Below are 26,884 nucleotides of genomic sequence, written 5' to 3'. Positions count from 1 at the left end.
TCTATGGATCACGTCTTGCCGACGCCCACATGACGGGAGCCATCGGAGTCTTCCTCGAACAGAGTCGGCCCTCTATGAAATAGGGGGATCTCTACGGGCCGGCTGCCTTGGCGCCCGCATCGGCAGACGCGTCGAGGAGTTGCTCTCCCGCACGGCTCCTCCAGGGGCCCAGCTGGTGCGAGGTTCCTCATGGAGAGTACGGGTCGTCATCGCTCCGGGACGCCGCGAGTGGAAGACCACCCTGAGGGCCTCGGGTTCTCGACCGCGTATTCGCGACCTCCATTGAGGAACCCCGCACCAGCACCGAAGGGAAGGGGGCCGTGTTTCACGTGAAACACGGCCCCCTACCGATGGAGGGGCACACATGTTTCACGTGAAACGGTGGTCGTCAGGCGTCGGCCGCTTCACGCACGGCGAGACGGATGTCTGCGATGAACGTGTCGACGTGCTCGGGAGTGGTGTCGAAGGCGGTCACCCAGCGGACCACGTTCTCGGTCGCGTCCCAGACGTGGAAGAGATAGCGCTGCTGCAGCTCCGGGATGACCTTCTCGGGAAGAACCGGGAAGACGGCGTTGGACTGCACGGGGTAGTGCAGGGAGACACCGGGGAGGTCGGCTACGCCGTCGGCCAGACGGTGGGCCATGGCGTTGGCGTGGGCAGCGTTCTCGCGCCAGAGGTCATCGGTGAGGAGCGCGGTCAGCTGAGCGGAGACGAAGCGCATCTTGGAAGCGAGCTGCATGCCCTGCTTGCGGAGGAACAGCGTTGCGACGTCCAGGTCGGAACGGAGGACGACGAGCGCTTCGGCGCCCATAGCGCCGTTCTTGGTGCCGCCGAAGCTGAGCAGGTCCACGCCCACGTCGGTGGTCAGGGAGCGCATCGAGCAGCCGAGCTCGGCAGCGGCGTTGGCCAGCCGGGCGCCGTCCATGTGCAGGAAGAGCCCATGCGCGTGGATGAACTCCGCGAGTTCGGCGATCTCGTCTGCGGTGTAACAGGTGCCGCACTCGGTCACCTGGGAGATGGAGACAACACGGGGCTGGGAGTGTTGCACGTTGCCCATCACGGAGAGCTGGCCCCGGATGTCGTCCACGGTGATTTTGCCGTTCTCCGTGGGGAGAGGAATCAGCTTGGTGCTCAGCAGGCGCTCAGCGGCACCGCACTCGTTGGTGTTGATATGGGCGGTAGCCGGGCAGAGCACGGCGTCATAGGGCCGCAGAAGGAGGCTCAGGCCCACGACGTTCGCACCGGTGCCGTTGAACATGGCATAGGTGGTCGCCTGGGCGCCGAACTCGGCGCGGAAGACATCTTCCATCGTCTCGGTCCAGGCGTCTCCGCCGTAGGCGGGGGCGTCTCCGGTGTTGGCTTCGAGGATGGCCGCGAGAACGGCGGGGTGCACACCCGAGTGGTTGTCGCTGGCGAAACTTTTAGGAAAAGGAGTGGAGGTCAGCACACGGCCAGCGTAAGGGGGCACGGCTTGGGGAGGTGCACGAGCCTCCCCTGTCCGACCGGCGCCCGGCCGGACAGGGGAGAGACGGTGGCGGTCGTGCGCCGGGCGGCCGGAGGGAGAGCCGGAGGCTGTTCTGTGCTGAGGGTGGGAGGCGCCGGTTCCGCGTCAGGGGAGTGGTTCCGCGCCAAGGGACGGGAGAGATGATCTGTTTCCGCACCGGTTGACGAGAAAGCCGGGTGGCGTTCCGTACGGCCGGGCACTGGCGTCCGGGACGCCGCAGCGGACGGCAGGACACCGAATCCCGGAGACCGGCATCTCGGGGAAGTGAGGCTGAGCGGCCAGGCGTCGACGCCCCAGGGAGGTCGGCTGCCACTCCCTGACACCGCGCCCCGAGGAGCCAGGCGGGGCGGCCTGGCGGTGGTGCCGCCGAGGAGCCAGTTTGGGTGGCCGGGTCAGGCGCCGCGGGCTGCGGCTTGTTCCAGGAGCACTCGGCAGAGGGTGCCGAAATCCTCGCCGGCGGCTTCGGCTGCCATGGGGAAGAGGGAGGTCTCGGTCATGCCGGGAGCGACGTTGACTTCGAGGAAGTGGGGCAGGCCGTCCTCGTCGACGATGAGGTCGGTGCGGGAGATGTCACGGAGGCCGAGGGCGGTGTGGGCGGTCACGGCCATTTCGGAGCAGGCGGCGGAGACCTCGGGAGAAAGGCGGGCCGGGGCGAAGAACTCGGTGTGGCCGGCGGTGTAACGGGCCGCGTAGTCGTAGGTGCCGTCGTCGGGGACGATCTCCACGGGAGGCAGGGCCACCGGGCCCTCGCCAAGGTCGATCACGGAGACGGAGATCTCGACGCCCTTGATGCAGCGTTCGATCAGCGCGGTGTCACCGTAGGCGAAGCAGCCGACCATGGCGGCCGGGAGCTCTTCGGCGACTCGGACGATCGAGGCGCCGAGGGCCGAGCCACCGCGGGACGGCTTGACGAACAGGGGGAGGCCGAGGCGCTCCACGATGCGGGTCAGCACGGCGGAGGCGCCGAGGTCGTGGAAGGTCTCCTTGGGAAGCGTCACCGAGTCGGGCGTACGCAGGCCGACGGAGCGGACGACCGTCTTGGCGGTGGGTTTGTCGAAAGCCACCCTGCAGGCATCGGGGTCGGCGCCGACGTAGGGGATGGAGAGGAGTTCGAGCACCGAGCGGATGGCGCCGTCCTCGCCTGCCCCACCGTGAAGCGTGACAAAAACCGCGTCCGGCGGATTCGCGAGCACCGAGGGGACCAGCGAGGCATCGGTGTCACGGGTCTCCACGGAGACCCCCGCCCCCTGCAACGCCTCGCTCACCCGGCGGCCCGAACGCAGGGAGACCTCCCGCTCGTAGGACAGTCCGCCCGCCAGGACGAGCACGTGGCCCAGATCACTCATCCGAAGTTACCTCTCGTTAAGGCCCGCTCCGAGCCTGTCCGGTCGCTCACCGCGCGCGGTTCGATCTTCCCGTGAGGACCGGGATCGATCACCGCACAACGGCACAGGAAGTCACCGTACGGTACAGCGTCGCACCGGTGTGCGCGGGCCGGGCGATCCCGTGTCGCGCCATGCGCCCGTGCCCCATGCGCCCGTGCCCCGGGCACCCGCGCCCCATGCGCCCGCGCCCCATGCGCCCGCGCCCCGGGCACCCGCGTCCCGGGCACCTGTGCCTCAAGGCGCCTGCGTTTCGAGGTGCCCCGTGTCTCAGGGCCTGCGTCACGAAGCGTCTCCCCGAGACGCTCTGCGCCCCGGGGGCCCGCGTTCCGCAGCATCCAGGTCCTGGAGAATCCGCGTTTCGCGGCTCGCACCCCGGACTGCCTGCGTCTCGGGACGCCTGTATCTCGTGGCGTTCGCGTTCCGGACTGCCTGCGCCTTGGGACGTCTGCATCCCGGGGCGTTTGTGTTCCGAACTGCCTGCGCCTTGGGACGTCTGCATCCCGGGGCGTTCGTGTTCCGAACTGCTTGCGTCTTGGGCCACCTGCATCCCGGGCCGCCCGCATTCCGAGCGGCCGGCGTCTCGAGGCGCCTGGTGCTTCATGGTGCTTGAGTCTCGGGATGTTCTCTGTCCCTGTGTCTTGAGGCGCAGGTGGCTCTGAGCACCTGTGTCACGAATGATCCGCGTTCCGAGAGGCTTGCGGCCCCGAGCGCTCACGTCCTGAGACGCCGCGCCCTCCTGAGACGCCGCGCCCTCCTGAAGACGCCCCGCGTCCCGGGGCGTCCACTGGAGAGGGTTACGCGAGGTCGGGGCCCGGGGTGTCGACTCCGATGTGGTCGGGAGACGAGCTGGCTCCGAACGTGTCGCGCACGCGGAGCTCCTGCTCGATCACCCCGGCCAGGCGGCGAACGCCCTCCCGGATGCGATCGGGCTCCGGATAGCAGTAGGACAGCCGCATGTGGCGTGCGCCGCTGCCGTCGGCGAAGAATCCGGTGCCCGGTACGAACGCCACTCTCTCGGCGACCGCGCGGGGCAGGAGCGCCTTGGAGTCGAGCCCCTCGGGAAGCGTGGCCCAGACGAAGAACCCGCCACCGGGGCGGGTCCAGGTGAAGTCGGCGGGCATGAAGGCCTCAAGCGAACTGATCATGGTGTCGCGCCGCTCGCGGTAGAGCTCCTGGAAGGTCTTGATCTGCTCGCGCCAGGGCTGGGTGGCGAGATACTGCCCGACGGCGAGCTGGGTGAAGGAGGAGTGCGACAGGACCGCTGATTCCATCGCCAGCACCAGTTTGTCGCGGATGGCGTGCGGGGCGAGTGCCCAGCCGACCCGGAAGCCGGGGGCGAGGGTCTTGGAGAACGAGCCGAGATAGACGACGTCGTCGGCGTTGTCGGCGCGCAGCGCCCGCATGGGCTCGCCGTCGAAGCCGAGCAGGCCGTACGGGTTGTCCTCGACGATCAGCACGCCCGATCGCTGGCAGATCTCCAGCACCTGGTGCCTGCGCGCCGTGTTGAGCGTCACTCCGGCGGGGTTCTGGAACGTGGGGATCGTGTACAGGAACTTGATCCGGTTGCCCGCGGTCTGCAGCGCGTAGATGGTCTGGGCCAGGGACTCGGGGATGATCCCCTCGGTGTCCATGGCTATGTGGACGACCTTGGCCTGGTAGGCGGCGAAGGTGCCCAGCGCGCCCACGTAGGAGGGGCCCTCGGCGAGCACGACGTCGCCGGGGTCGATGAAGATGCGCGTGATCAGGTCGAGAGCCTGCTGGGAGCCGACGGTCACGACGACGTCGTTGGAGTTGGCCTCGATCCCCTCCAGGCGCATGACGTCGCAGATCTGCTCGCGCAGGTGCGGGTCACCCTGGCCTGAGCCGTACTGGAGCGCGACCGGGCCGCGCTTCGCGATCAGATCGGCGACGAGCTCGCCCACGACGTCGAGGGGAAGCGCGGTGACATACGGCATGCCGCCGGCCAGCGAGACGACTTCCGGCCTCGACGCGACGGCGAAAAGTGCTCGAACCTCGGAGGCGACCATTCCGGTAGCTCGTGCTGCGTACCGGTCCACGTAGGCGTCGATTCGTGACCCTTGGGTCGCGATGGTCTGACCGTGATCTGATTCTTGCGGCACGGTCCACCTCCTAGCTCATGTGGAGCACACGGTGCTCATGCCAGAGAAACCAGAGTATGACAGTGGCTGTAGTCGTCTGCGTGTGGGGATGGGACCCTCTGAAATCAGTACCCGCCCTGGGTTACGATGCCAGCTGGAGACGCGGTTTTCACGCGTTTTTCGCCATGGCTTGCACTCGTCTCGCCAGGATTGGGGCCAACAGGTGTCGCGTCGGCTGGCAAATGTCACCCTGGACAATCTCGACGACCTGCCGCGCCGCTGTCGCCGGTGCGTCTTCTGGGAGCTGGATCCCGTAGGCGCGGATCGAGCTGTCGAGGCGGGTGATCCTGAGCTGGAGAAAGAGGCCTGGATCTCCTCCACCCTCCTGGAGTGGGGAAGCTGCGGGAAGATCGTCTACGTGGACGGGGTGGCGGCCGGCTTCGTGCTCTACGCGCCGCCGCACTACGTGCCGCGTTCGGTCGCCTTCCCGACCTCGCCGGTCAGCGCCGACGCCGTGCTGCTGATGACCGCGCACATCATCCCGGAGTTCTCCGGCGGCGGCCTGGGCCGGATGCTGGTCCAGGGCGTGGCCAAGGATCTGACCCGCCGCGGGGTGCGGGCGATCGAGGCCTTCGGCGACCTGAAATGGGAGCAGCCGGGGGGCTGTCTGATGCCCGCCGACTACCTGCTCTCGGTGGGGTTCAAGACGGTCCGGCCGCATTTGCGCTTCCCCCGCCTCCGCCTTGAGCTCAAGAATGCCGTCTCGTGGCGTGAGGACGTCGAGGTGGCGCTGGAGAGGCTCCTGGGCTCCATGAGCCCGGAGAGGGCGCTGCGACCCGTCTGAGGCGATCTGGAGCCCGCAGAAGGCGGCGGCCGGATCCCGTCGAGCGTGGGAGAACGGCGAAACCCGTGAGGGCCCATCCCGACCGCGAGGTGATCGGGCGCAACCGTGCGAGAGCCGTAGGGGAAAAGAAGAGCCCCTACGACCCGGCCGTGAGGTAGCCGGGGGCAAGAAGAGGTTCGGGCTCCGATCGCGGAACCCGTGAGGACCCGGTCGTGAGGTGACGGGCGGAAACCGGCGGGAGCCGTTCTGCCCTGACCCCGAGAAAGCCCGTCAGAACATGTGAAAGCCCCCTGCCGTGGGTGGCGAGGGGGCTCTCACTTGGGTGGGTGTTGCCGCTCGGAAGCGGGTGGTACGGCAGCGCCGTGGGGTGCGATCAGCCGCAGGGGGCCTAGATGATGCCCTCGAGCTCGCGAAGCAGCATGGCCTTCGGCTTGGCGCCGATGATCTGCTTCACAACCTCTCCGTTCTTATAGACGTTCAGAGTCGGAATCTGGAGTACGCCGTATTTGCCGGCGGTCGCCGGATTCTCGTCGACGTTCAGCTTGACGACGGTGAGCTTCTCGGCCTGCTCGTTCGCGATCTCTTCGAGGATCGGGGCGACCTGCCGACACGGGCCACACCACTCGGCCCAGAAGTCGACGATCACGATCTTGTCATTCTTCAGGACGTCGGCGTCGAAGCTGGCGTCGGTCACGTGCTCGATTGCGCCCAAGGTTCCTGCTCTCCCTCTGTTGTGCGGTGATGCGGTTCGAATCAGTTTTCGTGGTCGGACAGCCAGCGCTCGGAGTCGAGCGCAGCGGCGGAGCCGGTGCCCGCGGCGGTGATCGCCTGACGGTAGGTGTGGTCGACCACGTCGCCCGCGGCGAAGACGCCGTCCAGGTTGGTGCGCGTGGTGGGGGAGGCGACCTTGATGTAGCCCTCGTCGTCGAGGTCGACCTGGCCCTTGACGAGCTCGGTGCGGGGGTCGTGGCCGATCGCCACGAACAGGCCGCTGGCCTCGAGCTCGCTCTCCTCACCGGTCTTGAGGTTGCGCAGGCGCACCGCACTGATCTTGGCCTCGCCCAGGATGTCGACGACCTCGCTGTCCCAGATGAAGCGGATCTTCTCGTTCGCGAACGCGCGATCCTGCATGATCTTGCTGGCGCGCAGCTCGTCGCGGCGGTGCACGATGGTCACCGAGGAGGCGAACCGGGTGAGGAAGGTGGCCTCCTCCATGGCGGTGTCGCCGCCGCCGACGACCACGATGTTCTGGTTGCGGAAGAAGAAGCCGTCACAGGTGGCACACCAGGAGACGCCGTGGCCGGACAGGCGCTTCTCGTTGGGCACGCCCAGCTCGCGGTAGCCGGAGCCCATGGCCAGGATGACGGCCTTGGCGTAGTAGGTGTCGGTGGCGGTCTTGACGACCTTCGGCGTGACGGTCAGGTCCACCTCGACCACGTCGTCGGCGATCAGCTCGGCGCCGAACCGCTCGGCCTGCTTGCGCAGACCGTCCATGAGGTCGGGGCCCATGATGCCGTCGGGGAAGCCGGGGAAGTTCTCCACCTCTGTGGTGTTCATCAGCGCGCCGCCGGCGGTGACCGACCCCTCGAAGACCAGGGGGTTGAGGTCGGCGCGGGCGGAGTACACAGCCGAGGTATAACCGGCGGGACCCGATCCGATGATGATCACATTCCGGACGTCCATCACTGCTGTGCCCTTCCCTATGTCATTGCCAGTGGCGTCAACAGATCCTAGGCGCCGGTGATTCCCCGTAACGCGGCGAAGGCCCGGCACGGACGAATCCGTGCCGGGCCTTCCCAGGATCGAACGAGGTCTTTCCCTACGGGTTACCTACAAGCCGGTTATTTCCAGTGCGCGAGAGCGGGCTTGCGCACGTTGTCGCACTCCGGACCCACGACGTGGACGTCCACCGTGTCCTTGGCCTTGTCACGCCAGAAGACCAGGATGTTCGCCTCTTGCCCGTTGTAGAAGCCCTGGTCCACGGCGAAGGGCGAGGTGCCGACCTTCTTCGAGACCGCCTTCACACACTGGGCGAGCTTGGAGTCTTCGGACAGGCCGTCCTGTGCCTGCACCGGTCCGATGTAGTCCAGCAGCGAACCGCGGAGCTCGGCGTCGGTGTAGTTCCAGTTGCTGTCCGACAGCGTGTACTGCAGGTTGTCGACCGATGGAGGCAGGGCGACCGCCGGAGAACCGTCCGTACCGGTCGCGGAGAGCGTGCTGGTCGTCATCACGGCCGCACCGATCACCGCCGCCGCCACGCCCACCGCCGCGGCGGGCATCGCCCACCGGCGCCGTCGTGTGGCCTTGCGCCGCCTGGCCGGAACGATGGTGCCGTCGTCGCCGACGACCCCCAGTCGTACGACCGGCTCCAGCTCGGGCTCCGGGGTCGTCTCCCACTCCGGTTCAGGAGCGGATGTCGTCTTCCACGCCGGCTGGGGGAGAGACGTCGTCTCCCAGGGCGCGTCCCGCATCATGTCGTCCCAGGCCGGTGCTTCCACCAGGCCTACTCCACCTCCACGGAAGCTGTCGGCCTCGGCGGCCAGCGCGCGGTCGATCCTGAGCGCGACTCCCATAGGCATCGCCGGTGTGGCCGTCGCCGCGAGCACCTCTCGGACCGCTGCGAGGTCGGCGAGGCTTTCACCACAGGGATCGCAGACCGCGAGATGCTCGCGTACCTGCAAGGCCGTGGCGGCGTCGAGAAGACCCTCGGCCAGTTCGGCCAAGAGCTCCAGATCATAGTGCGAATCACACGTCACGAAGTTCTGCTCCCTTCGCGGATGAGACGCGAGACAGGTCGGATCGGTTCCGTAGATGCGAAAGAATTGGAGCGAGTTTCGCGCGTCCACGCGCGCATCTGCTCTTCACCGTGCCGCTCGGCACGTCCAGGACCTGGGCCGCGTCGTCCACGGAGTAGCCCATCATGTCCACGAGCACCAGTGCGGCCCGCTGATCCGACGGCAGCAGCTTCAGAGCGGCCGAGACCTCCATGGAGACCTCGCGCTCGGCTGTCTGGTCGAGCACCGGGGCGTCGCGTTCCGCGGCCTCCACGAGCTCGTCGTCGGCGACCGGGCGTACTGATTTTCTGCGCATGCGGTCGAGGCAGGCGTTCACCACGATGCGATGCAGCCACGTGGTGACGGCCGCCTCGCCGCGAAAGCTGTCGGCCTTGCGATAGGCCGAGACGAAAGCGTCCTGTACGGCGTCGGCCGCCTCGTCGGGGTCGCCCAGCGTGCGCAGGGCGACCGCCCACATGCGGTCTCTATGTCGCTTGACTATTTCACTGAAGGCGTGCGGATCCCCGGCGATGTGCCGAGTCAGCAGATCGGCGTCGGACACGAGTGCCCGAGCTGCCTGCTGTTCCGCCGCTGGCGGGGTCTCAGGTGGGGAATTCACAAGGAGAGTCCTGCTATACCGGTCCGGGGAGAACACCACTACGTGATAGATGGTGCCACGAAATCTTCAACGATCTGCAAAAAGTCGGGTAAAACAGATCAAACCGCACTGGTTTCACTTGGTCGCGAGGATCTTCACATCGAGCACCGAACCACGGAACCCCCGGTCGAAGGGGGGCAACTTGGTGAACCAGATCAGGACGTAGCGGCTCTTCTGCGCGGTTCCGAAGCTGAAGTCCTTCTTGCCCACGGCGTCGGTGGGCTTTCCGGTCACGGCCAGCTCGTTGAGGTCCTTCGCGTTTCCCAGCCTGAGCTCCGCGGTGCCACCGGGGGTGCCACCGAACTCGATCGAGACCTGCCTGATCGGGACGGGCTCGCCCATGTCGAGCAGGAGGCCGGCACCGTCCTTCAACCCGCCGAAGTCGGGGGTGTCGTTGTACGTCTCGGTGTGCCAGTCGGTGGAACTCTTGCCGTCGATCGCGTTCTGGGTGTGCGCGTCGCCCTCCGGGCCGTCGCCCAGCGGGTCGAAGCCGGAGACCGACTTGGGCTTCACCTCGCGGGTGCCGGTGGCCGCGGCGGGAGCGGTGGGGGTGGCGGAAGCGGTGGCATCGCCGGCGGAGGGGCCCCCGGAATTGCCGAAGCTGCGTCCGAGCGTCCAGGCGCCCAGGCCGACGGCCGTCATCGCCAGCAGCACGACCACGGTCATGGCGATCTTGCTGAGCAGCCCGCCGCCCGTCTGACGCTGCTGGTGCTGATGCTGGTGCTGCGTGGGGGAGGACATGCCGTCGCGCGAGGGCGCGGCGGTGTCCAGGCCCTCGGAGCGTGAGGACGCCACCGGGAGCGGCGTCATGGGCATCGGCGTCGGCATGGGCAGGGGCGCGGGCCGGGAAACCGAGGCCAGGGCCTCGGCGAGCTCCGCGGGTGTCGTCAGCGGGTCGAGCCCCCGCTTGCTCTCCGGCAGCATCGCCCTGCAGACGATGGTGTCGAGATATCCGGGAACGCCCGCGGTGACCTGGCGCGGCGTGCAGAAGTGCCCGTCGTCCATGGGGGCGACGGGAAGGCCGCCGCTGTCCTGCTCGTCGCCCGGCCAGTGGCCGGTCAGCCCGGCGTACAGCAGGCGGCCGAGACCCTCGGTATCCGTGCGGGCGGGATCGTCGCTCGTCACGTCGGTCAGGACGGCGTCGATGCCCAGGCCGAGCAGCTTGACCGTGCCGCCCGCCGTCCACACCAGGTGTTCGGGGGTCAGGCAGAGGTGCGCGAGGTTCGCCTCGTGGGCGTGGGCCATAGCCTCGGCGGCCTCGGCGACCAGTGAGGCCGCCCGCTCGGGGTCGAGCGGGCCGCCCGCGATCATGTCGCTGAAGTCCTCGCCGCTCACCCACTCGCTGACGACGTAGGAGTGACCGTCGTCCTCGGTGGCGTCGAAGACCTGGGTCAGCCTGGGGTCGGTCAGCCTGCTGGCCACGCGCGCGGCCGTGACCACCTCGACCAGGCGGGGGAAGTCGTCGTCGAAGGTGTGGACGGCGACGGGCCGGGCGAGCACCTCGTCGATGGCCTTCCACAGCGTGGCTCCGCCCGCCTCGTGGACGCGATCTTCCAGTCGGAAGCGCTCAGCCAGCTTCGTGCCGGGCTCGACGGCGGAGGGACTCATGAACGCTCCGCAACTGAGAACACGACAGCACCAGGCCAGGTCGGCAAATTAGGACACATCGCATGATGCCGGGTGGATCCGCCCACGCCCTCCTGCTTCCATTAGCCGCATGTCACCACACGCGTCGCACCATGGTAGTCCCGCGCCGGTTCCGCCCGTGTTCGCCTTGTCAGACGCTTGGGACAAGTCTTGGGGTTACCGGCCTACCCGTCCTGCAACCATTCCAACGATCGAACTCACCTCGGGGATGCGCATCCGGTGAGCGATCACCAGGTAAAGAACCATACCGAGACCTCCGCCCGCCGCCAGCATGATGGCCGCACTCAGCGCGTTCAGGTCGGTCAGCTCCTGAGTGAGCCACAGAACTCCGAGCGCGACCGCCGCGGCCGGAACCGCGGCCACGTACATCCGTGACAGCCCATGGGCCACCTCGCGTCCCCCGAGGCCCTGTACGCGGCGGCCCGCGAGGACCCAGGCGCCCGCGGTGCCCACCACGTAGGCGATGGTGAACGCCAGGGCCAAACCCATCACGATGTAACGCGGCGGGAGGGTGTAGTAGGCCACGAGGCTGAGCGTGGCGTTCACCGCCACGTTGCCGAGGGCGAGGAAGACCGGCGTGCGGGTGTCGCCGAAGGAGTAGAAGACGCGCAGCAGGAGCTGGAAGATCGAGAACGGGACCAGCGCCAGCCCGAAGATCTGCAGCACGTTGCCGATGTAGACCGCCGAGTCGACGGTCATGTTGCCCCACGAGAAGATCAGCACGGTCACGGCGGGGCCCAGCACCATCAGCAGCAGCCCCGCCGGCACCAGCAGTGCCGACACCAGCCGGACGCCCGAGGAGAACTCCTCCCTGATCGACTCCAGCCGTCCCTCGGCCACGGCCCTGCTCATCCTGGGCAGCATCGCGGTGATCACCGAGACCGCGATGATCCCGTAGGGGAGCTGGAAGAACTGGTAGGCGTAGGAGTAGGCGGAGTTGCCCGCGCCCGGCACCTGCTCGCCCGCGCCGGTCGCGAGCCTGGTGGTGATCAGGAAGCCGATCTGGCTGATCCCGACGTAGGCGAAGGTCCAGACCGCGGTCCGGCCCATCTCGCCGAGCCCGGCGTTGCGCAGGTCCAGCCGGGGCCGGAACCGGAAGCCCACCCGGTGCAGCGAGACGACCAGGACCAGGCCCTGCGCCACGATGCCCGCCGTGGTGCCGAGGCCCAGCAGCAGCAGGTCGGAGTCGGTCACCGTGTTGACGTCCGTGCCCGCGCCGCCCAGCTTCACGTAGTAGACGACCGCGACACCGATCATCACGATGTTGTTCAGCACCGGCGCCCACATCGGGGCGGCGAACCTGTCGCGGGTGTTGAGGATCGCCCCGGCGATCGCCCCGATGCCGAAGAAGGCGATCTGGGGCAGGATGTAGTGGGCCAGCGTGACCGCGACCTCGGTCTTCCTGGCGTTCCAGTCGGTGCTGTAGAGGCTGATCAGCGGCCCGGCCAGCAGGACCGCGACCACCGCCACCACCGTCAGCGCGATGACGCCGAGTGTCATCAGCCGCTGCTCGTAGGCGCGGCCTCCGTCGGGATCGCTCTTCTGGCGCCGAATGATCATCGGTACCACGACGCTGCTCAGGATCCCGCCGATGAGGAAGTCGAACAGGATGAGCGGGATCGTGTAGGCCACGTTGTAGGCGTCGCCGAGCGCGAAGGTGCCGATGGCCGCCGCGAGCACCGCCGTACGGACGAAACCCGTGACGCGCGAGACCATCGTCCCGGCTGCCATGATCGCGCTCGCACGCAGGACCCTGCTCATGCGTTTTCCTCTGCTAGGTGCTCAGGACTCGGTGCCGGCCGGCGCGCTCTCGCGCCTCGGCGAGCGGGCCGCCGCGGCGCGGCGACCCCCACGGCGGCGCAGGATGCGCATGACGACGGCGGCCAGCATCACCACGAGCGCCGCCCCCACGATGAACAGGGCGATCCCGGCGTAGCCGGTGGTCCGCACGGTGAGCTCGACCGGCTTGCCGTACTTGCGGCCGTCGGAGGTGGTGAGCTGGACCGTCACGGTGGTCTGGCCGCTGCCCGTGGAGGTCATCGGGACCCGGATGATCCGATTGTGACCGCCCTCGATCACGATCAGGTCGTCCTCGCTGTCCTTGTACTTCTCGATTTTCAGCAGGTCGCGCTGGTTGGGGGTCACCTTGAGCTTGACCGAGACCCGGCTGCCCGTGCCCGTCAGCCCGTTGTGGACGCTGATCGGCACCTCGCCGTTGGCGCCCGCCAGGGTGCGGAGCCTGGACTGCTCGGTGCCGGTGATCGTGACCTTCCCGACCCGGTCGTCGACCGTGGCGCCGACCCGCTCGGCGTACGGCGCCGCGGTCCCGGGCCTGCCGCGCCAGGCGGAGGAGACGAGCCGGAGCAGCGCCTGGTCGAACCCCTCGTAGTCCTCGGCCGTGGTGACCGCGGCGGTCAGGCCGGCGCGGGCGTTGGTCCGCTTGACGACCGTCATGTACGGCTTGCCGAGCTCCTTGCGCCGGTCCTGGTCGGTGTAGGTGAGGCCGGACCTGGGCGTCGGAACGCCCTTGCCCGGCTTCGCGGTGTCGAGCGTGGCGGGAGAGAGCCACGGCAGGGCGGCGGCCGTCTTCACGAGGTCGCTCACGTAGGCCGGATCCGGGTCCCAGCGCCGGGGCGGGGCGGCGATCACGGTCCTGGTGGTGGTGACGGGCTCCGAAGCGATCATCGCGGTCTCCGCGATGAAACGCTGGCGGCCCAGCAGCGCCGCGCCGGGGGTGGAGGTGACGGCCCCGAGGGCCTCGCTCAGGCCCGGGTCGGCGACCATGGCGGTCACCGGGCCGTTCACGCTCTGCACCGTCGAGAAGGCGTCAGGGGTGGTGGCCGGCTCCATCACCGGCGGCAGGTTTAGCACGTTGAGCAGCACGGTGTCGACGCCGCCGGTGGCCAGCAGGTCCAGCCCGTCGTAGTCGACCATCCCGTTCACCGGCCAGTTGACGTCGGTGATCACATCGCGCCCGAGAATCTCCTTGGCGACGCTGCCGGCCTGCGCGATCGCGATCCTGGTGAAGTCGTCGACGCCGTTGTGGGCCAGGGCCGTCACGTCGGGGTCGGCGTAGGGGGTGGCCACGACCGGATGGTCCTGGAGAGCCGTGCGCAGGTTGGCCAGCCAGGTGACGGCCTCGGGGTCCGCTGGGAGCCGCCGGGTCGTGTCCTTCGACAGGACCGTGTGCGCCCTGCCCGTCTTCTGCGCGTCGTCGAGCAGGCCGGGGTCGACCACCCAGGTGATGCCCTTGGCCGAGGCGGTGTCCTGTGCGATCTTCAGCAGGTCACCGAGGCGCTTGCCGGCGGCCAGGAACGCGGGCAGGTTCTCGTCCATGAAGGTGTAGTCGTCGGCCCGGTGTGGCTGGTCGACGATCGGCAGGACCATGGCGAGCTTGGTGCGGGGCACCTGGAGGTCCTTGGGCATGTAGGTCAGGAGGGTGCGCTGGGCGGCGACCTGCTGTTCCAGCCCGTTGAAGACCGCGATCGTGACCGGGTAGACGCCGAAGCGGGAGATGCCCAGCATCTGCGGGGTGAAGACGAACTCCCACGGCAGCTTCCCGGAGGGCGCGATCGACTGCTGGTAGCGCTCGTCGCGCCAGGCGGCCGGCTGGAGGGTGCCGGCCTGGTAGGCCTCCATGTCGGCGCGCCGGGCGAACGGCTGAGACGAGTACTGCATCCGGATCCGCATGCCGTCCAGGGGCTGGGTACCGGTGTTGACCAGGGAACCGGAGATCTTGATCTGGGTGGTCGGCTCGCGGGGGACGTCGGGGCCGGTCGACTCCAGCACGATCTGCGGATTCGCACGGCCCGCCGCCGCCTGGGCGTTTACCGCACCAGGAAGAACCACGGCCGCGGACAGGAGCAGCGTGGTGGTGAGCACGGCGAGCAGCGTGGCCTTGCGGATCACGTGCCGGCCAGGGATGGAGTACGGCGCACGCCCGCAATGCTATGGCCTATCCGGCGAGGGGAAAGGTCACCGGCTCTCTTCGGGAGCGTGGCCTCGCCAGGTCGACGGGCTTGCCCGAGATGAGGGTGACCAGGTGATCGCCGCGAATCAGGAGCGCTGTGCGGCGCTCTCCGGTAGGGGTGTAAACCAGCTCCGAGGTCGCTCCGAGGCGCTCGTCCACCAGTACGGTCAGCTCGCTGGGGAGGAGGAGCGGGCAGACCAGGCCGGAGGCGTAGTCGGTGGCGGAGTTCACAGTGAAGGCCGAGGCCGGACGGACCCGCCGGGCGCCCAGAATGCCCCCGATCATGTCGGGCCGGGGAGGGGAGCCGACCGAGGCGACGACCGCGGCGGGCTCGCGGCCGATTCGCGTCGTGACCTCGAAGACCGTGACCTCCACGCAGGTCGCGGGGCTCGCGGACAGCACCTCGGGAAGCTCATCGGCACACGTCATCGCGCGTGGAAGGCGTACGATCTCATGATGGATCTGGTGGGCCAGGAGCCAGCGGTGGATCGCGAGGGCGTCCTTCATGTGTGTGCTCCTTGCCTCGACGCACGGCCCCCGAGAATCTCCTGACTGACCGTAACCTGGTGATCGCTTCAGGTGTATCCCCGCAGGGGAACATGTTCCGTAACCAAAGGACCTACCCGGCTTGTCCCTTTCAAATCTGACTGAGAATCAGCGCCACGGCATGAGCGAGCTGTTCCGGAAGATCGCTCCCGTGGCTGATGAACTCGGCGAACTCTTCGCCGCCAGGGGCTACCAGATCGCCCTCGTGGGCGGCTCCGTCCGAGACGTGTTCCTGGGCAGGATCGGCAACGATCTCGACCTGACCACGGACGCCCGCCCGGAGACGGTCCTGGAGCTCATCCGCGACTGGGCCGACTCCATCTGGACGATCGGCATCGACTTCGGCACGGTCGGCGTGCGCAAGGGCGGCTGGCTGCTGGAGATCACCACCTACCGCAGCGAGTCGTACGACCCCAAGTCGCGCAAGCCCGATGTCGTCTACGGCGACACGCTGGAGGGCGACCTGGCCCGGCGCGACTTCGCGGTCAACGCGATGGCGCTGCGCCTGCCGTCCCGCGAGTTCGTGGACCCGCACGGTGGCCTCGACGACCTGCACGCCAAGGTGCTGCGCACGCCCGGTCCCCCGGAGCGGTCCTTCGACGACGACCCGCTGCGGATGCTCCGCGCCGCCCGGTTCGCCAGCCAGCTCGGCTTCGCCGTGGACCCGGCGGCGTTCACCGCGATGACCGCGATGGACGACCGGATCGAGATCGTCTCCGCCGAGCGGATCCGCGAGGAGCTGGACAAGCTCATCTGCGGCGACCACCCCCGCGAGGGGCTCAGGATCCTCGTCGAGTCCGGGCTCGCCGCCCATGTCCTTCCCGAGCTGCCCAAGCTCCGCCTGGAGATCGACGAGCACCATCGGCACAAGGACGTCTACGAGCACTCGCTGATCGTGCTGGAGCAGGCGATCGACCTGGAGGAGAGCGGTCCCGACAGGGTTCTGCGCTGGGCCGCGCTCCTGCATGACGTGGGCAAGCCCAAGACCCGCCGTCACGAGTCCGGCGGCCGGGTCTCCTTCCACCATCACGAGGTGGTCGGCGCCCAGCTCGCCAAGAAGCGCATGACGGAGCTGAAGTTCCCCAAGGACGTGGTGGCCGACGTGTCCCGCCTGGTGGAGCTCCACCTGCGTTTTCACGGGTACGGCACGGGCGAGTGGACCGACTCGGCCGTCCGCCGCTACGTCCGGGACGCGGGGCACCTGCTGGAGCGCCTGCACAGGCTGACCCGCGCCGACTGCACCACCCGCAACACGCGCAAGGCCCAGGCCCTGTCCCGGACCTACGACCAGCTCCAGGAGCGCATCGCCCGGCTGGCCGACGAGGAGGAGCTCGGCAAGATCCGTCCCGAGCTCGACGGCAACGAGATCCAGGAGCAGCTCGGCGTCCCGCCGGGCCCGGTGATCGGGCTCGCCTACAAGTTTCTCCTGGAGATGCGCCTGGACCGGGGTGTGATCGGCAAGGAGGCCGCCGCCGAGGCCCTTCGCGAGTGGGCCCGAGAGAACGGAATCGGCTCCTGAACACCATTTCCGACCTGGACCGCGAGCACGTGTGGCACCCCTACGCACCGGTGCCGCAGGAGGCGCCGGTGCACGTGGTCTCCGGGGCCGACGGCGTACGGCTGACGCTCGCGGACGGGCGGGAGCTGGTCGACGGGATGTCGTCCTGGTGGGCGGCGATCCACGGCTACAACCACCCCAGGCTCAACCGGGCGCTGACCGACCAGCTGGGGGACATGGCGCACGTCATGTTCGGCGGGCTCACCCACTCCCCCGCCGTACGGCTGGCTCACACCCTGGCCACCATGACGGGGCTGCCGAAGGTGTTCATCGCCGACTCCGGCTCGGTGGCCGTAGAGGTCGCGATCAAGATGGCGTTCCAGTTCACGGGCAGGAGCCGCCTGTTCACGGTCAGGGGCGGCTACCACGGCGACACCTTCGGGGCGATGTCCGTCTGCGACCCGGTCAACGGCATGCACCACCTGTTCTCGGGTGTGCTGCCGCAGCACGTGTTCGCCGAACGGCCGCCGGCCGAGTTCGACGAGGGTTATGCGGCCCGGCTGGACGAGATGGTCGCCCGGCACGCCCACGAGCTGGCGGCGATCATCGTGGAGCCGGTCGTCCAGGGGGCGGGCGGCATGCACTTCTACCACCCGTCCTACCTGCGCAGGCTCCGCGAGCTCGCCGACGAACACGGCATCCTGCTGATCGCCGACGAGATCGCCACCGGGTTCGGCAGGACCGGCGAGCTGTTCGGCTGCGACCACGCCGGGGTGAGGCCGGACATCATGTGCCTGGGCAAGGCGCTGACCGGCGGCTACATGTCGCTGGCCGCGACGCTCTGCACGGAGCGGGTGGCGCGGGGCATCGGCGTGCTCATGCACGGGCCGACCTTCATGGGCAACCCGCTGGCCACGGCCGTCGCGAGCGCCTCCCTGGAGCTTCTCCAGGAGCGTCCGTGGCGTGAGGAGGTCAAGCGGATCGAGGCCGGCCTCACGGAGGGGCTGGCGGAGGCCGTAGGGGCTCCCGGGGTGAAGGACGTGCGGGTGCTCGGTGCGATCGGGGTCATCGAGGCTCACGACCCCATCGACGTCACGAAAATTCAGGAAATCGTCATGCGGCACGGCGTCTGGCTGCGCCCGTTCGGGCGGCTGCTCTACACGATGCCGCCCTACTCGATCGGCGAGGACCTGCGAATGATCACGACGGCGATGACGGCAGCGGCGCGAGCGCTCGGTTCGGCGTGATCATCCGGTAGAGCACCGCGCCGCCCAGGTAACCGGCGGTGATGAGCCCCATCACCAGCAGTGACCTGCCGTCCTGCGGCATCAGGAGCGCCGCCAGGGCCGCGGCCAGCACGTAGGTGCCGTTGAAGAGCATGTCGTAGATGGAGAAGGCCCGGCCGAGATAGGCGTCCTCGACGTCCCGCTGCACGGCCGTGTCCGCGCAGATCTTGATGCTCTGCCCGGTGATGCCGAGCACGAAGCCGGCGGCCGCGAAGCCCCACTGATGGAACGACACGCAGAGCGCCAGTGTCAGGACTCCCGCGGTGACGAGCATGGCCGTGACCCAGGTCTCGATGCCGAAACGCTCGGTCGCCCACGGCGTGATCAGGATGGCCATGAAGTAGCCCACCGCGGAGGTGGCGACCACGATGCTGACCACGGTCAGCGCGTCCTCGGCGTTCTCGGCGAAGTAGTAGCGCGAGAGCATCATCAGCATCGCCGTGCACATGCCGTACATGAACCGGTGGGTGGCCAGCGCCCCCATCGCGGCGGCGGCGGCCCGGCGGTGGACGAGGTGCCGCGCGCCGTCGGCCAGGCCGCTCAGCACGTGGCGTACGGCCTCGCGGGCCTGCGGCCGGTTCGGGTCGTAGGCGGGCCCGAGGAGCTCCCTGTCCATGGTCCTGGCGATCAGCGCGCTGAGCCCGAAGATGAGGCCGGAGGCGACCAGCAGCACCGCCGTGCCCCGGTGGTCGGAACCGAAGATCGTCCGTAGCAGGTAGCCCACGCCCACGCCCACGAAGGTCATCACGGTGCCGGAGGTGGGGGTGACCGCGTTGGCCACCATCAGCCGGTCGGCCGGGACGACGTGCGGGAGCGAGGCTCCGAGCGCGGAGAGGAAGAACCGGTTCACCCCGAGCACGCCGAGCGCGGCGGCGTAGAAGACCGCGTCGGGGGCGTCCGCGGCGACGAGCGCGGCGGCCGCCAGCAGCAGTGCCCCGCGCACCAGTGGTGCGATGACCAGGATCTGCCGCCGGGACCAGCGGTCGATGAACACGCCGACGAAGGGGCCGAGGATCGAGTACGGGAGGAGCAGCACGGCCAGGCCGGTGGCGATCTCGACGGCGCTCGTGCTCTTCTCCGGGCTGAAGAAGGCGAATCCGGCCACCGCGAACTGGAAGATCCCGTCGGAGGACTGCGAGACCAGACGGGTCCCGAACAGCCGCCGGAAGTCGCGGCCTTCCAGGACGACGCGTAGATCGGATACGAATGACACGCGCTTAGCCTACGCGTGATGACCCTGACTCAGGCATAGGGAACATCCCTGAGACATGCCTGCGACATTCACCCCGCGTATCCGTGATCGGGTGCGCTGATCGGCATGATCACGTACTCTCGATCGAGTGACAGCTGATGAACACGTTGTGCTTGTCGACGCCGAGGGAAACGCGATCGGCACGGCGGCCAAGGCCATGGTGCACGGCCCTGACACGCCCCTCCATCTGGCCTTTTCCAGCTATGTGTTCGACGGGCAGGGGCAGGTGCTCCTCAGCCGCCGGGCATCACACAAAATCACCTGGCCGGGGGTGTGGACCAACAGCTGCTGCGGGCACCCGCTGCCCGGCGAGCCGCTCCCGGACGCGGTGATCCGAAGGCTCTCCCACGAGCTGGGCCTGAAGGTCGACGGCGTCGATCTGCTGCTGCCGCGCTTCTCCTACCGTGCGGTCATGGACAACGGGATCGTCGAGCGGGAGCTGTGCCCGGTCTACCGGGTGCTCGTCGAGGCCGATGCCGCGCCCAACCCCGACGAGGTCGGGGACGTGCGCTGGATGCCGTGGAAGGAGTTCTCCGACGGGGTGCTCGATCACAGCCTGGAGATCTCACCGTGGTGCGGCGAGCAGGTCCGCCAGCTCGTCGGGCTCGGGTCCGATCCGCTCGGCTGGCCGGTCGCCGACCCCGCGGATCTCCCTCCGGCCGCCCGCTGAGCCCGCGGGACCCGGACATCGCGAAGAGCCTCCGCCCGTGCAGGGCGGAGGCTCTTGTCGTTCATCGCTCAGCCTGGTCGCGATCCAGGCCGGTCGTGGTTCAGCGCTCGACCTCGCCGCGGATGTACTTCTCCACGTAGTCACGGGCCTCGTCGTCCGAGTACTGCTCCGGCGGCGACTTCATGAAGTAGGAGGAGGCCGACAGGATCGGGCCGGCGATGCCCCGGTCCAGAGCGATCTTGGCGGCGCGGACCGCGTCGATGATGATGCCGGCGGAGTTGGGGGAGTCCCAGACCTCCAGCTTGTACTCCAGGTTCAGCGGGGTGTCGCCGAAGGACTTGCCCTCCAGGCGGACGTAGGCCCACTTGCGGTCGTCGAGCCACGGCACGTGGTCCGACGGGCCGATGTGCACGTCGGCCTTCTGCATCTCGTGCGGGATCTGCGAGGTGACGGACTGGGTCTTGGAGATCTTCTTGGACATGAGGCGCTTGCGCTCCAGCATGTTCATGAAGTCCATGTTGCCGCCGAAGTTCAGCTGGTAGGTGCGGAGCAGCTCCACGCCGCGGTCCTCGAACAGCTTGGCCATCACGCGGTGCGTGATGGTCGCGCCGACCTGGGACTTGATGTCGTCACCGATGATCGGGACGCCGGCGTCGGTGAACTTCTGCGCCCACGTGGGGTCGGAGGCGATGAACACCGGCAGCGCGTTGACGAACGCGACCTTGGCGTCGATCGCGCACTGGGCGTAGAAGCGGTCGGCTTCTTCCGATCCCACGGGCAGGTAGGAGACCAGGACGTCGACCTGGTTGTCCTTGAGGACCTTGACGACGTCCACCGGGGCCTCGTCGGACTCCTCGATCATCTCGCGGTAGTACTCGCCGAGACCGTCGAAGGTGTGACCGCGCTGGACGGTGATGCCCAGCGGCGGAACGTCACAGATCTTGATGGTGTTGTTCTCCGAGGCCACGATCGCCTCGGAGAGGTCACGCCCGACCTTCTTGGCATCGACGTCGAACGCCGCGACGAACTCGACGTCGCCCACGTGGTAGTCGCCGAACTTGACGTGCATCAGGCCCGGCACCCGCGTGCCGGGGTCGGCGTCCTTGTAGTAGTGCACGCCCTGAATGAGCGACGTGGCACAGTTGCCTACACCGACAATGGCTACGCGCACCGAACCCATGGCACTCGCTCCCCTTTAGTTCTTCTAGTGGATCAGTTGTCTTCCGGGGCGACCTGCGGCCCCGGTTTCTCTTCCCCGGGCGTGGACGCCCGGGATGTTCCTTCTTGCGCGGGTTGCGGCTCTTCGCCCGCCGGAGATGCCCGGCGTTCGGTGGCGATCAACTCGTTCAACCAGCGCACTTCGCGTTCGACCGACTCCAGACCGTGACGCTGAAGCTCGAGGGTGTAGCTGTCCAGCCGCTCCCGGGTACGGGCGAGGGCCGTACGCACACCGTCGAGTCGTTCTTCCAGCCGGCTGCGGCGTCCTTCGAGGATGCGCAGCCGTACTTCGGCCTCGGTGTGCCGGAAAAAGGCGAAGTGAACACCGAAGCTCTCGTCTTCCCAGGCGGACGGCCCGGCCTGGGTGAGCAACTCCTGGAGACGTTCCTTGCCCTCCGCCGTCAGCTTGTAGACGATCTTTGATCGGCGGCCGGGGAGCGCTAAAGGGCTCTCGGCGGGGGCACCGGGCGGGTCGGAGGCATGCGCGCCCGCCCCGTCTTCCATGATGAGTCCGTCGTTGAGTAGCTGACGGAGGCACGGGTAGAGCGAGCCGTAGGAGAACGCCCGAAACATGCCGAGTATGGTGTTGAGCCGTTTGCGCAGCTCGTAGCCGTGTAACGGGGTCTCGTGCAGCGACCCGAGCACGGCCAGCTCCAGCACGCCGCTGCGTCCACTGGCCACCGGAAACCACCACCTCTCGTGTCGATGTATCGAGCCGATACATCTGCAGGATACGTCCACTCAACATATGCCTGCAATCAACGACTTTCCCAAGAGGTTGGGGGCAAACAGTAAAAAGCCGTAGTCTGGCGCTTATGTGGTCACAGCGATCGGTGGTAGGGCGTAGCCCTCGCGCGCACGAGACCGCTTTCCAATACGAGGAATCCCGCCTCTACGCGGGAGAGGTCTGCCAAGGTTGTTCTGGGAACCACCTGACGACCTCGTTCGTCCTCGGGAACGGAGATCCACCCGTATAGGTCGGCTACTAGTGAGCCAAGGCGATGAGCGCTTCCGCGATCAGGAGGTAATCTCCCGCCAGCACGCCGTCGTAGACCCCGATGACCGAACGAGGACGCGTGAGTTACAGCCACAGCAATGACCCGGAGCCGAACGAGCGCCCAGAGCGCGCCGACGGATCGGCTCGCCAGGGGAGGCGCCGTCGCTCGAACCCAGGGGCCGCTCCCCAAGCAGTGCCCCCGCCTCAACCCTCCCAAACCGGTGACGCGGGCTGGCCCGGACCCCAGGCGCAGGCGCAGGGACGGCCTCCGCAGGGCCCGGGCCCCGATCCTCGATCCGGCCCGCCCCAGCAGGGCGGAACGCCCCGGCCCGCCGCCATGCCGTATCCCAGCGCGGGCCAGGCCGGACCGCCGCCCCAGCCCGGGCAGACGCCCTCGCGCGGCGGGGCGCCTCAGCCCGGCCAGATGCCCCAGTACGGCGGAGCGCGCCAGCCCGGCCCGCCGCCCCAGACCTCCGGGACGCCCCGGCCCGCCGCGATGCCCTATCCCGGCGGAGCGGGTCAGGCCGGACCGCCGGCTCAGCCCGGTCAGATGCCCCCGCACGGCGGGGCACGCCAGGCCGGTCCGCCCCAGCCCGGCCAGACACCGCCTCAGACCGCCGCGACGTCCCAGACCACGGCGATGCACCAGCCCGGCGGGACGCGCCAGCGTGACACCGACCCGACCGGCCGCCGCGCCGAGGCCGCCTTCGAGGACACCCAGGCGATGCTCGCCGCCCAGGCGGCCGGCGGACGCCCCCCGGGTTCGGGTCCGGGCGAGACCGGCCGGAGCAGACGCGCCCGCGGTGTGCGCGGTGCGGGCACTCCCATGGGCTCCGGGGGCCCGGGAGGTCCCGCGGGAGGTGGTCCCGGCGACGGCGAGGACGAGGACGAGCCGGACAAGAGGGGATGGAGGCGCTTCGTTCCCAGCTGGAAGATCGTGATGGCCAGCTTCGTGGTCCTCGCCGCGGGCGTCTTCGGAATGATCGCGGTGGCCTACGCCAACACGCCCGTCCCCACGGGTGTCCAGGCCGACGTGGACGACCAGGGCAGCGTCATCTACTACGCCGACGGCAAGACCGCGATCGCGCGCCTGGGCGTCAAGCGCACTCCGGTGGAGATCAACCAGGTTCCCGCCGGGGTCGTGGACGCGGTGATCGCCCTGGAGAACCGCGACTTCCGCACCGACAGCGGCATCGACCTCACGGGCATGATGCGGTCGTTCTGGAGCACCGCGACCGGCGCCCAGGTCCAGGGCGCCTCGACGATCACCCAGCAGATGGCCCGCGGCTACTACGACGGCCTCAGCAAAGAGGTGTCGATCCAGCGGAAGATCAAGGAGATCTTCGTCGCCGTCAAGATCAACAAGACGCTGTCGAAGGACGAGATCCTCAAGCGGTATCTGAACGCCATCTACTTCGGCCGCGGCGCCAACGGCATCGGGGCCGCCGCGCAGGCCTTCTTCGGTAAGCCCATCGGCAAGCTGACCCCGCCGGAGGGCGCCTACCTCGCGGGCAGGATCCAGAACCCGAGCACCTTCGACATCCAGGAGCAGAGCGGCAACTTCGCCGCCACCAAGGAGCGCTACAACGCCGCGCTCAAATACATGGTGGAGTCGAACCCCACCGCCTACGGCAAGTACGCCGGCGCCAAGTTCGAGGACCTGAAGTTCGCCAAGATCAAGACCGACAAGAGCTACGACGGCCTCAAGGGCTACATGCTCAACATCGTCTTCAGGGAACTCGAAAAGCGCGGCATCAGCCAGGATGATCTGAAGACCAAGGGCCTGAAGATTTACACGACCTTCGACAAGAAGATGATGGAGACCGCCAAGAGCGCGGTGAACGCCCGCACCGCCAGCCTGGACCCCACCATCCACGCCACCGTGGCCTCGGTGAACCCCAAGAACGGCCGGGTGGTCGCCTTCTACAGCGGCGACGACTACACCCAGGACTACAACAACCGCGCGTTCACCTCTACCAAGCAGGCCGCGTCCGCCTTCAAGCCCTACGTGCTCGCCGCCTGGCTGGAGAACGGCTGGTCGCTGAACAGCTACGTCGACGGCATGTCGACGATCGACATGCCGGGCACCACCACGATCAAGAACTCGCACGCTGCGCCGTACGGGCCGATCACCACGGAGAAGGCCCTGGCCGACTCGGTGAACACCGTCTTCGTCCAGATGGGTGACAAGGTCGGTCTCAAGGAGGTCGCGAGGATCGCCAAGGAGGCCGGGGTCGGCGAGGAGGCCAAGAGAAACCCCTCCTACCAGGGCAAGAACGGCGTGGACTACGCGGTCGACGAGCAGAAGTTCCAGGTCACCATCGGAAGCGCCTCGGTGACCGCGGTCGAGCAGGCCGCCGGTTACTCGATCTTCGCCAACGCGGGCAAGCACGTCGACTGGCACACCGTCATCAAGGTGGTCGACGCCAAGACCGGCCTGGTCGTGCTGCCCGAGCAGGCCGTCGAGCGTCAGGTGATCAGCGCCGACGCGGCGGCCGACGCGGTCGTCGCGCTCCAGGAAGTGGTCAAGAGCGGCACCGGCACCGCCGCCAACTTCGGCGTGCGGCCGGTGGCGGGCAAGACGGGTACGAACGACAACAACAAGGACGCCTGGTTCGTCGGCTTCACGCCCCAGCTCGTCACCGCCGTCGGCATGTTCAAGGACGTGCCCTACGACAAGACCGGAAAGCGCGCGCTCAAGGTCGACAAGCACGGTCTTCCGAACGCGAAGATCAAGGGCGTCCTGTGGAAGGAGGAGCCCATGCCCTCCTTCATCGGCGGTGGTGGCACCCCGACCCAGATCTGGCACGACTACATGCAGATCGTGACCGCCAAGGACAAGGTCGAGCAGTTCCCGCCGCCGTCGCACACCGGCGTCACGAACAACCTGGTCACGCCCAAGCCGACGCCCAGCCCGACGCCGACGGCCGAGGACCCGTTCACCCCCGACGGCGGCGACGGCGGCGGCGGCAACGAATGGCCCGATGACGGCGGCTTCGGCACCGGTGACGGCAGCGGCGACGGTGGCGACCAGATGGACCGGCCTCCGGGCGAGGAGTGCCTGCCCGGAGACGGCTCGTGCGACAACCGGGGCGGCGGCGGTGACGGGTCTCCCAACGGGGAGTTCGGCGGCGGCGCCGCCCCCGGTGCGGCGACCGGGCCGAACCCGCAGCCATCCGGACAGCGTCCCTGATGAAGAGCCTCGAGTCGACGCGGAGCCCACTTCCCGAGTTCGGCGTTCGGGTGATCCCGTATGTGCCCCTGGCCCTGTTCGCCGGGCTGGGGGCCGTGCTGGCCTGGTTCTGGAAGTGGCCGTGCCGGATCGACGGGGCATGGAACGACGGGACCCTGCGGTTCACGCAGTTCTGCTACACCGACATCTATCCGCTGTGGATAAACGAGAAGCTCAACGAGGGCAAGATCCCCTACTTCGGCTACCCGGTCGAATACCCCGTCGGCATCGGCGGGATCATGGAGTTCTTCCGCCGGATCGTCACCCCCATGAGCGATCCCGGGACGGCGTTCTACGACCTGACCGTGATCCTCATGGCCATCTGCCTGATCGTCGGCGTGCTGCTGATGGCCGCGCTGGCCGGGCCGACCCGGCGCTGGGACGCGCTCTGGTACGCCCTGGCCCCCGCGCTGATCCTCACCGCCTACATCAACTGGGACCTGGCGAGCAACGCCCTCGCGCTGGGCGCGCTGCTCGCCTGGTCGAAGCAGAGGCAGTGGCTCGCGGGCATCCTGCTCGGCCTGGCGATCGCCACCAAGTTCTACCCCCTGATGTTCCTCGGCCCGCTGTTCCTGCTGACGCTGCGCACGGGTAAGTGGGTGCCCTTCCTCAAGACCGTCGGCGGCACGGCGGGCGCCTGGCTGCTCGTCAACGTGCCGATCATGATTTTCGCCTTCGACGGCTGGAAACGGTTCTACGTCTTCAGCCAGGAGCGCCCGGCCGACTGGGGTTCGCTCTGGTATTTCTTCAACCAGAAGCAGTGGCCGTTCCTCGGTGACTCCGACCGGCTCGACCTCCTGGGCATCCTGTCGCTCGGCGCGTTCTGCCTGGCGATCGCCGTGCTGGTGATGACCGCCAAGACCCGGCCCCGGCTGATGCAGATCTGCTTCCTCACCCTCGCCGCGTTCATGCTGACGAACAAGGTGTGGTCGCCGCAGTACGTGCTCTGGCTGATCCCCTTCGCCGTGCTGGCCCGGCCCAACTGGAAGGCGATCGTGCTCTGGCAGATCGCCGAGTGCTGGTACTTCTTCGCGATCTGGCTCTATCTGGTCGCCCTCCAACCCGGCGACGAGGCCCTGGGCATCTCCGGCGACACCTACTTCACCGCGGTGTGGGGCCGTGCGATCACCATCCTGATCATGATGGCCTTCGTCGTGCGGGACATCCTGAGACCCGAGAAGGACGTGATCAGGCAGAGCGGGATCGACGACCAGTCCGGCGGCGTCTTCGACGGAGCCCCCGACCGGTTCCGAATCGCGCTCGCCTGATGATCGATGCCGTTTCCAACTGGCCGCGGGGCGGGT

The 26,884-nt window shown here is 68.2% G+C and carries 20 protein-coding genes; 6 read left to right on the top strand and 14 right to left on the bottom strand.

The window, feature by feature from the left end:
• Window positions 1-388: 388 nt before the first annotated feature.
• The 3 genes from DKM19_RS46715 to DKM19_RS46700 all read right to left on the bottom strand — a co-directional run bounded on the left by DKM19_RS46715 (window position 389) and on the right by DKM19_RS46700 (window position 4,916).
• Window positions 389-1,447, bottom strand: coding sequence for a low specificity L-threonine aldolase (locus tag DKM19_RS46715; protein ID WP_110705012.1), 1,059 nt, complete (start codon window positions 1,445-1,447; stop codon window positions 389-391).
• A gap of 449 nt (window positions 1,448-1,896) precedes the next feature.
• Window positions 1,897-2,850, bottom strand: coding sequence for a D-alanine--D-alanine ligase (locus tag DKM19_RS46710; protein WP_110705011.1), 954 nt, complete (start codon window positions 2,848-2,850; stop codon window positions 1,897-1,899).
• A gap of 833 nt (window positions 2,851-3,683) precedes the next feature.
• Complete coding sequence (locus DKM19_RS46700) at window positions 3,684-4,916, bottom strand: PLP-dependent aminotransferase family protein (protein ID WP_239514548.1); 1,233 nt, start codon at window positions 4,914-4,916, stop codon at window positions 3,684-3,686.
• Window positions 4,917-5,211: 295 nt separating this feature from the next.
• Here DKM19_RS46700 and DKM19_RS46695 point away from each other — a divergent pair, with 295 nt between their 5' ends.
• Window positions 5,212-5,832, top strand: coding sequence for a GNAT family N-acetyltransferase (locus tag DKM19_RS46695; RefSeq protein ID WP_110705008.1), 621 nt, complete (start codon window positions 5,212-5,214; stop codon window positions 5,830-5,832).
• Window positions 5,833-6,220: 388 nt separating this feature from the next.
• Here the strand turns inward: DKM19_RS46695 and trxA are convergent, their stop codons facing one another.
• From trxA to DKM19_RS46655, 8 genes are all read right to left on the bottom strand, one after another.
• Window positions 6,221-6,544, bottom strand: coding sequence for a thioredoxin (trxA, locus tag DKM19_RS46690; RefSeq protein WP_089212777.1), 324 nt, complete (start codon window positions 6,542-6,544; stop codon window positions 6,221-6,223).
• Window positions 6,545-6,585: 41 nt separating this feature from the next.
• The gene (gene trxB, locus DKM19_RS46685) at window positions 6,586-7,518 is read right to left on the bottom strand and encodes a thioredoxin-disulfide reductase (protein WP_110705007.1); all 933 of its coding nucleotides are present in this window, start codon (window positions 7,516-7,518) and stop codon (window positions 6,586-6,588) included.
• Window positions 7,519-7,673: 155 nt separating this feature from the next.
• Window positions 7,674-8,588 carry a zf-HC2 domain-containing protein gene (locus DKM19_RS46680; RefSeq protein WP_162642294.1) on the bottom strand — a complete coding sequence of 305 codons (915 nt, stop codon included), beginning with the start codon at window positions 8,586-8,588 and terminating at the stop codon, window positions 7,674-7,676.
• The gene (gene sigM, locus DKM19_RS46675; protein WP_110706480.1) at window positions 8,578-9,225 is read right to left on the bottom strand and encodes an RNA polymerase sigma factor SigM; all 648 of its coding nucleotides are present in this window, start codon (window positions 9,223-9,225) and stop codon (window positions 8,578-8,580) included. The genes DKM19_RS46680 and sigM overlap by 11 nt, the downstream gene beginning before the upstream one ends.
• A gap of 114 nt (window positions 9,226-9,339) precedes the next feature.
• Window positions 9,340-10,872 carry a protein kinase family protein gene (locus DKM19_RS51420; protein WP_110705005.1) on the bottom strand — a complete coding sequence of 511 codons (1,533 nt, stop codon included), beginning with the start codon at window positions 10,870-10,872 and terminating at the stop codon, window positions 9,340-9,342.
• A gap of 195 nt (window positions 10,873-11,067) precedes the next feature.
• Window positions 11,068-12,672: a murein biosynthesis integral membrane protein MurJ gene (gene murJ / locus DKM19_RS46665; protein ID WP_110705004.1), complete on the bottom strand. Its 1,605-nt coding sequence runs from the start codon at window positions 12,670-12,672 to the stop codon at window positions 11,068-11,070.
• A 21-nt stretch (window positions 12,673-12,693) separates the two neighbouring features.
• Window positions 12,694-14,820 (bottom strand): DUF6049 family protein, encoded by a 2,127-nt coding sequence (locus DKM19_RS46660; protein WP_110705003.1) that lies wholly within the window; start codon window positions 14,818-14,820, stop codon window positions 12,694-12,696.
• A gap of 46 nt (window positions 14,821-14,866) precedes the next feature.
• Window positions 14,867-15,388, bottom strand: a complete 522-nt coding sequence (locus tag DKM19_RS46655) for an aminoacyl-tRNA deacylase (RefSeq protein ID WP_110705002.1) — start codon at window positions 15,386-15,388, stop codon at window positions 14,867-14,869.
• 160 nt (window positions 15,389-15,548) lie between these two features.
• On the opposite strand from DKM19_RS46655, the gene DKM19_RS46650 reads away from it, so the two are divergent.
• Window positions 15,549-16,946 (top strand): CCA tRNA nucleotidyltransferase, encoded by a 1,398-nt coding sequence (locus tag DKM19_RS46650; protein ID WP_204358545.1) that lies wholly within the window; start codon window positions 15,549-15,551, stop codon window positions 16,944-16,946.
• Entirely contained in the window at window positions 16,916-18,172 is a 1,257-nt protein-coding gene (locus DKM19_RS46645; RefSeq protein WP_239513968.1) for an adenosylmethionine--8-amino-7-oxononanoate transaminase, read from the top strand. Before DKM19_RS46650 ends, DKM19_RS46645 begins: the two co-directional genes overlap by 31 nt.
• On the opposite strand, the gene DKM19_RS46640 is transcribed toward DKM19_RS46645, so the two are convergent.
• Window positions 18,126-19,424 (bottom strand): MFS transporter, encoded by a 1,299-nt coding sequence (locus DKM19_RS46640; protein ID WP_110705000.1) that lies wholly within the window; start codon window positions 19,422-19,424, stop codon window positions 18,126-18,128. The genes DKM19_RS46645 and DKM19_RS46640 overlap by 47 nt on opposite strands.
• Before the next feature lie 127 nt (window positions 19,425-19,551).
• Here DKM19_RS46640 and idi point away from each other — a divergent pair, with 127 nt between their 5' ends.
• On the top strand, window positions 19,552-20,133 hold the full coding sequence (idi, locus tag DKM19_RS46635) for an isopentenyl-diphosphate Delta-isomerase (protein WP_110704999.1): 582 nt from the start codon (window positions 19,552-19,554) through the stop codon (window positions 20,131-20,133).
• Between the two features lie 100 nt (window positions 20,134-20,233).
• Here the strand turns inward: idi and DKM19_RS46630 are convergent, their stop codons facing one another.
• Together DKM19_RS46630 and DKM19_RS46625 are read right to left on the bottom strand one after the other, a co-directional pair.
• Window positions 20,234-21,313 carry an inositol-3-phosphate synthase gene (locus DKM19_RS46630; RefSeq protein ID WP_110704998.1) on the bottom strand — a complete coding sequence of 360 codons (1,080 nt, stop codon included), beginning with the start codon at window positions 21,311-21,313 and terminating at the stop codon, window positions 20,234-20,236.
• Window positions 21,314-21,345: 32 nt separating this feature from the next.
• The gene (locus DKM19_RS46625) at window positions 21,346-22,032 is read right to left on the bottom strand and encodes a PadR family transcriptional regulator (RefSeq protein ID WP_110704997.1); all 687 of its coding nucleotides are present in this window, start codon (window positions 22,030-22,032) and stop codon (window positions 21,346-21,348) included.
• Between the two features lie 653 nt (window positions 22,033-22,685).
• Here DKM19_RS46625 and DKM19_RS46620 point away from each other — a divergent pair.
• Both DKM19_RS46620 and DKM19_RS46615 read left to right on the top strand, forming a co-directional pair.
• Window positions 22,686-25,541 carry a transglycosylase domain-containing protein gene (locus DKM19_RS46620; protein WP_110704996.1) on the top strand — a complete coding sequence of 952 codons (2,856 nt, stop codon included), beginning with the start codon at window positions 22,686-22,688 and terminating at the stop codon, window positions 25,539-25,541.
• Window positions 25,541-26,848, top strand: coding sequence for a glycosyltransferase family 87 protein (locus DKM19_RS46615; protein ID WP_110704995.1), 1,308 nt, complete (start codon window positions 25,541-25,543; stop codon window positions 26,846-26,848). The genes DKM19_RS46620 and DKM19_RS46615 overlap by 1 nt, the downstream gene beginning before the upstream one ends.
• Window positions 26,849-26,884: the final 36 nt, after the last annotated feature.

This window comes from Streptosporangium sp. 'caverna' (assembly GCF_003203775.1).
Taxonomy (GTDB): domain Bacteria; phylum Actinomycetota; class Actinomycetes; order Streptosporangiales; family Streptosporangiaceae; genus Streptosporangium; species Streptosporangium subroseum.
The sequence above is the reverse complement of the archived record's forward strand: the minus strand, read 5'-3'. Positions and strand labels throughout refer to the sequence as shown.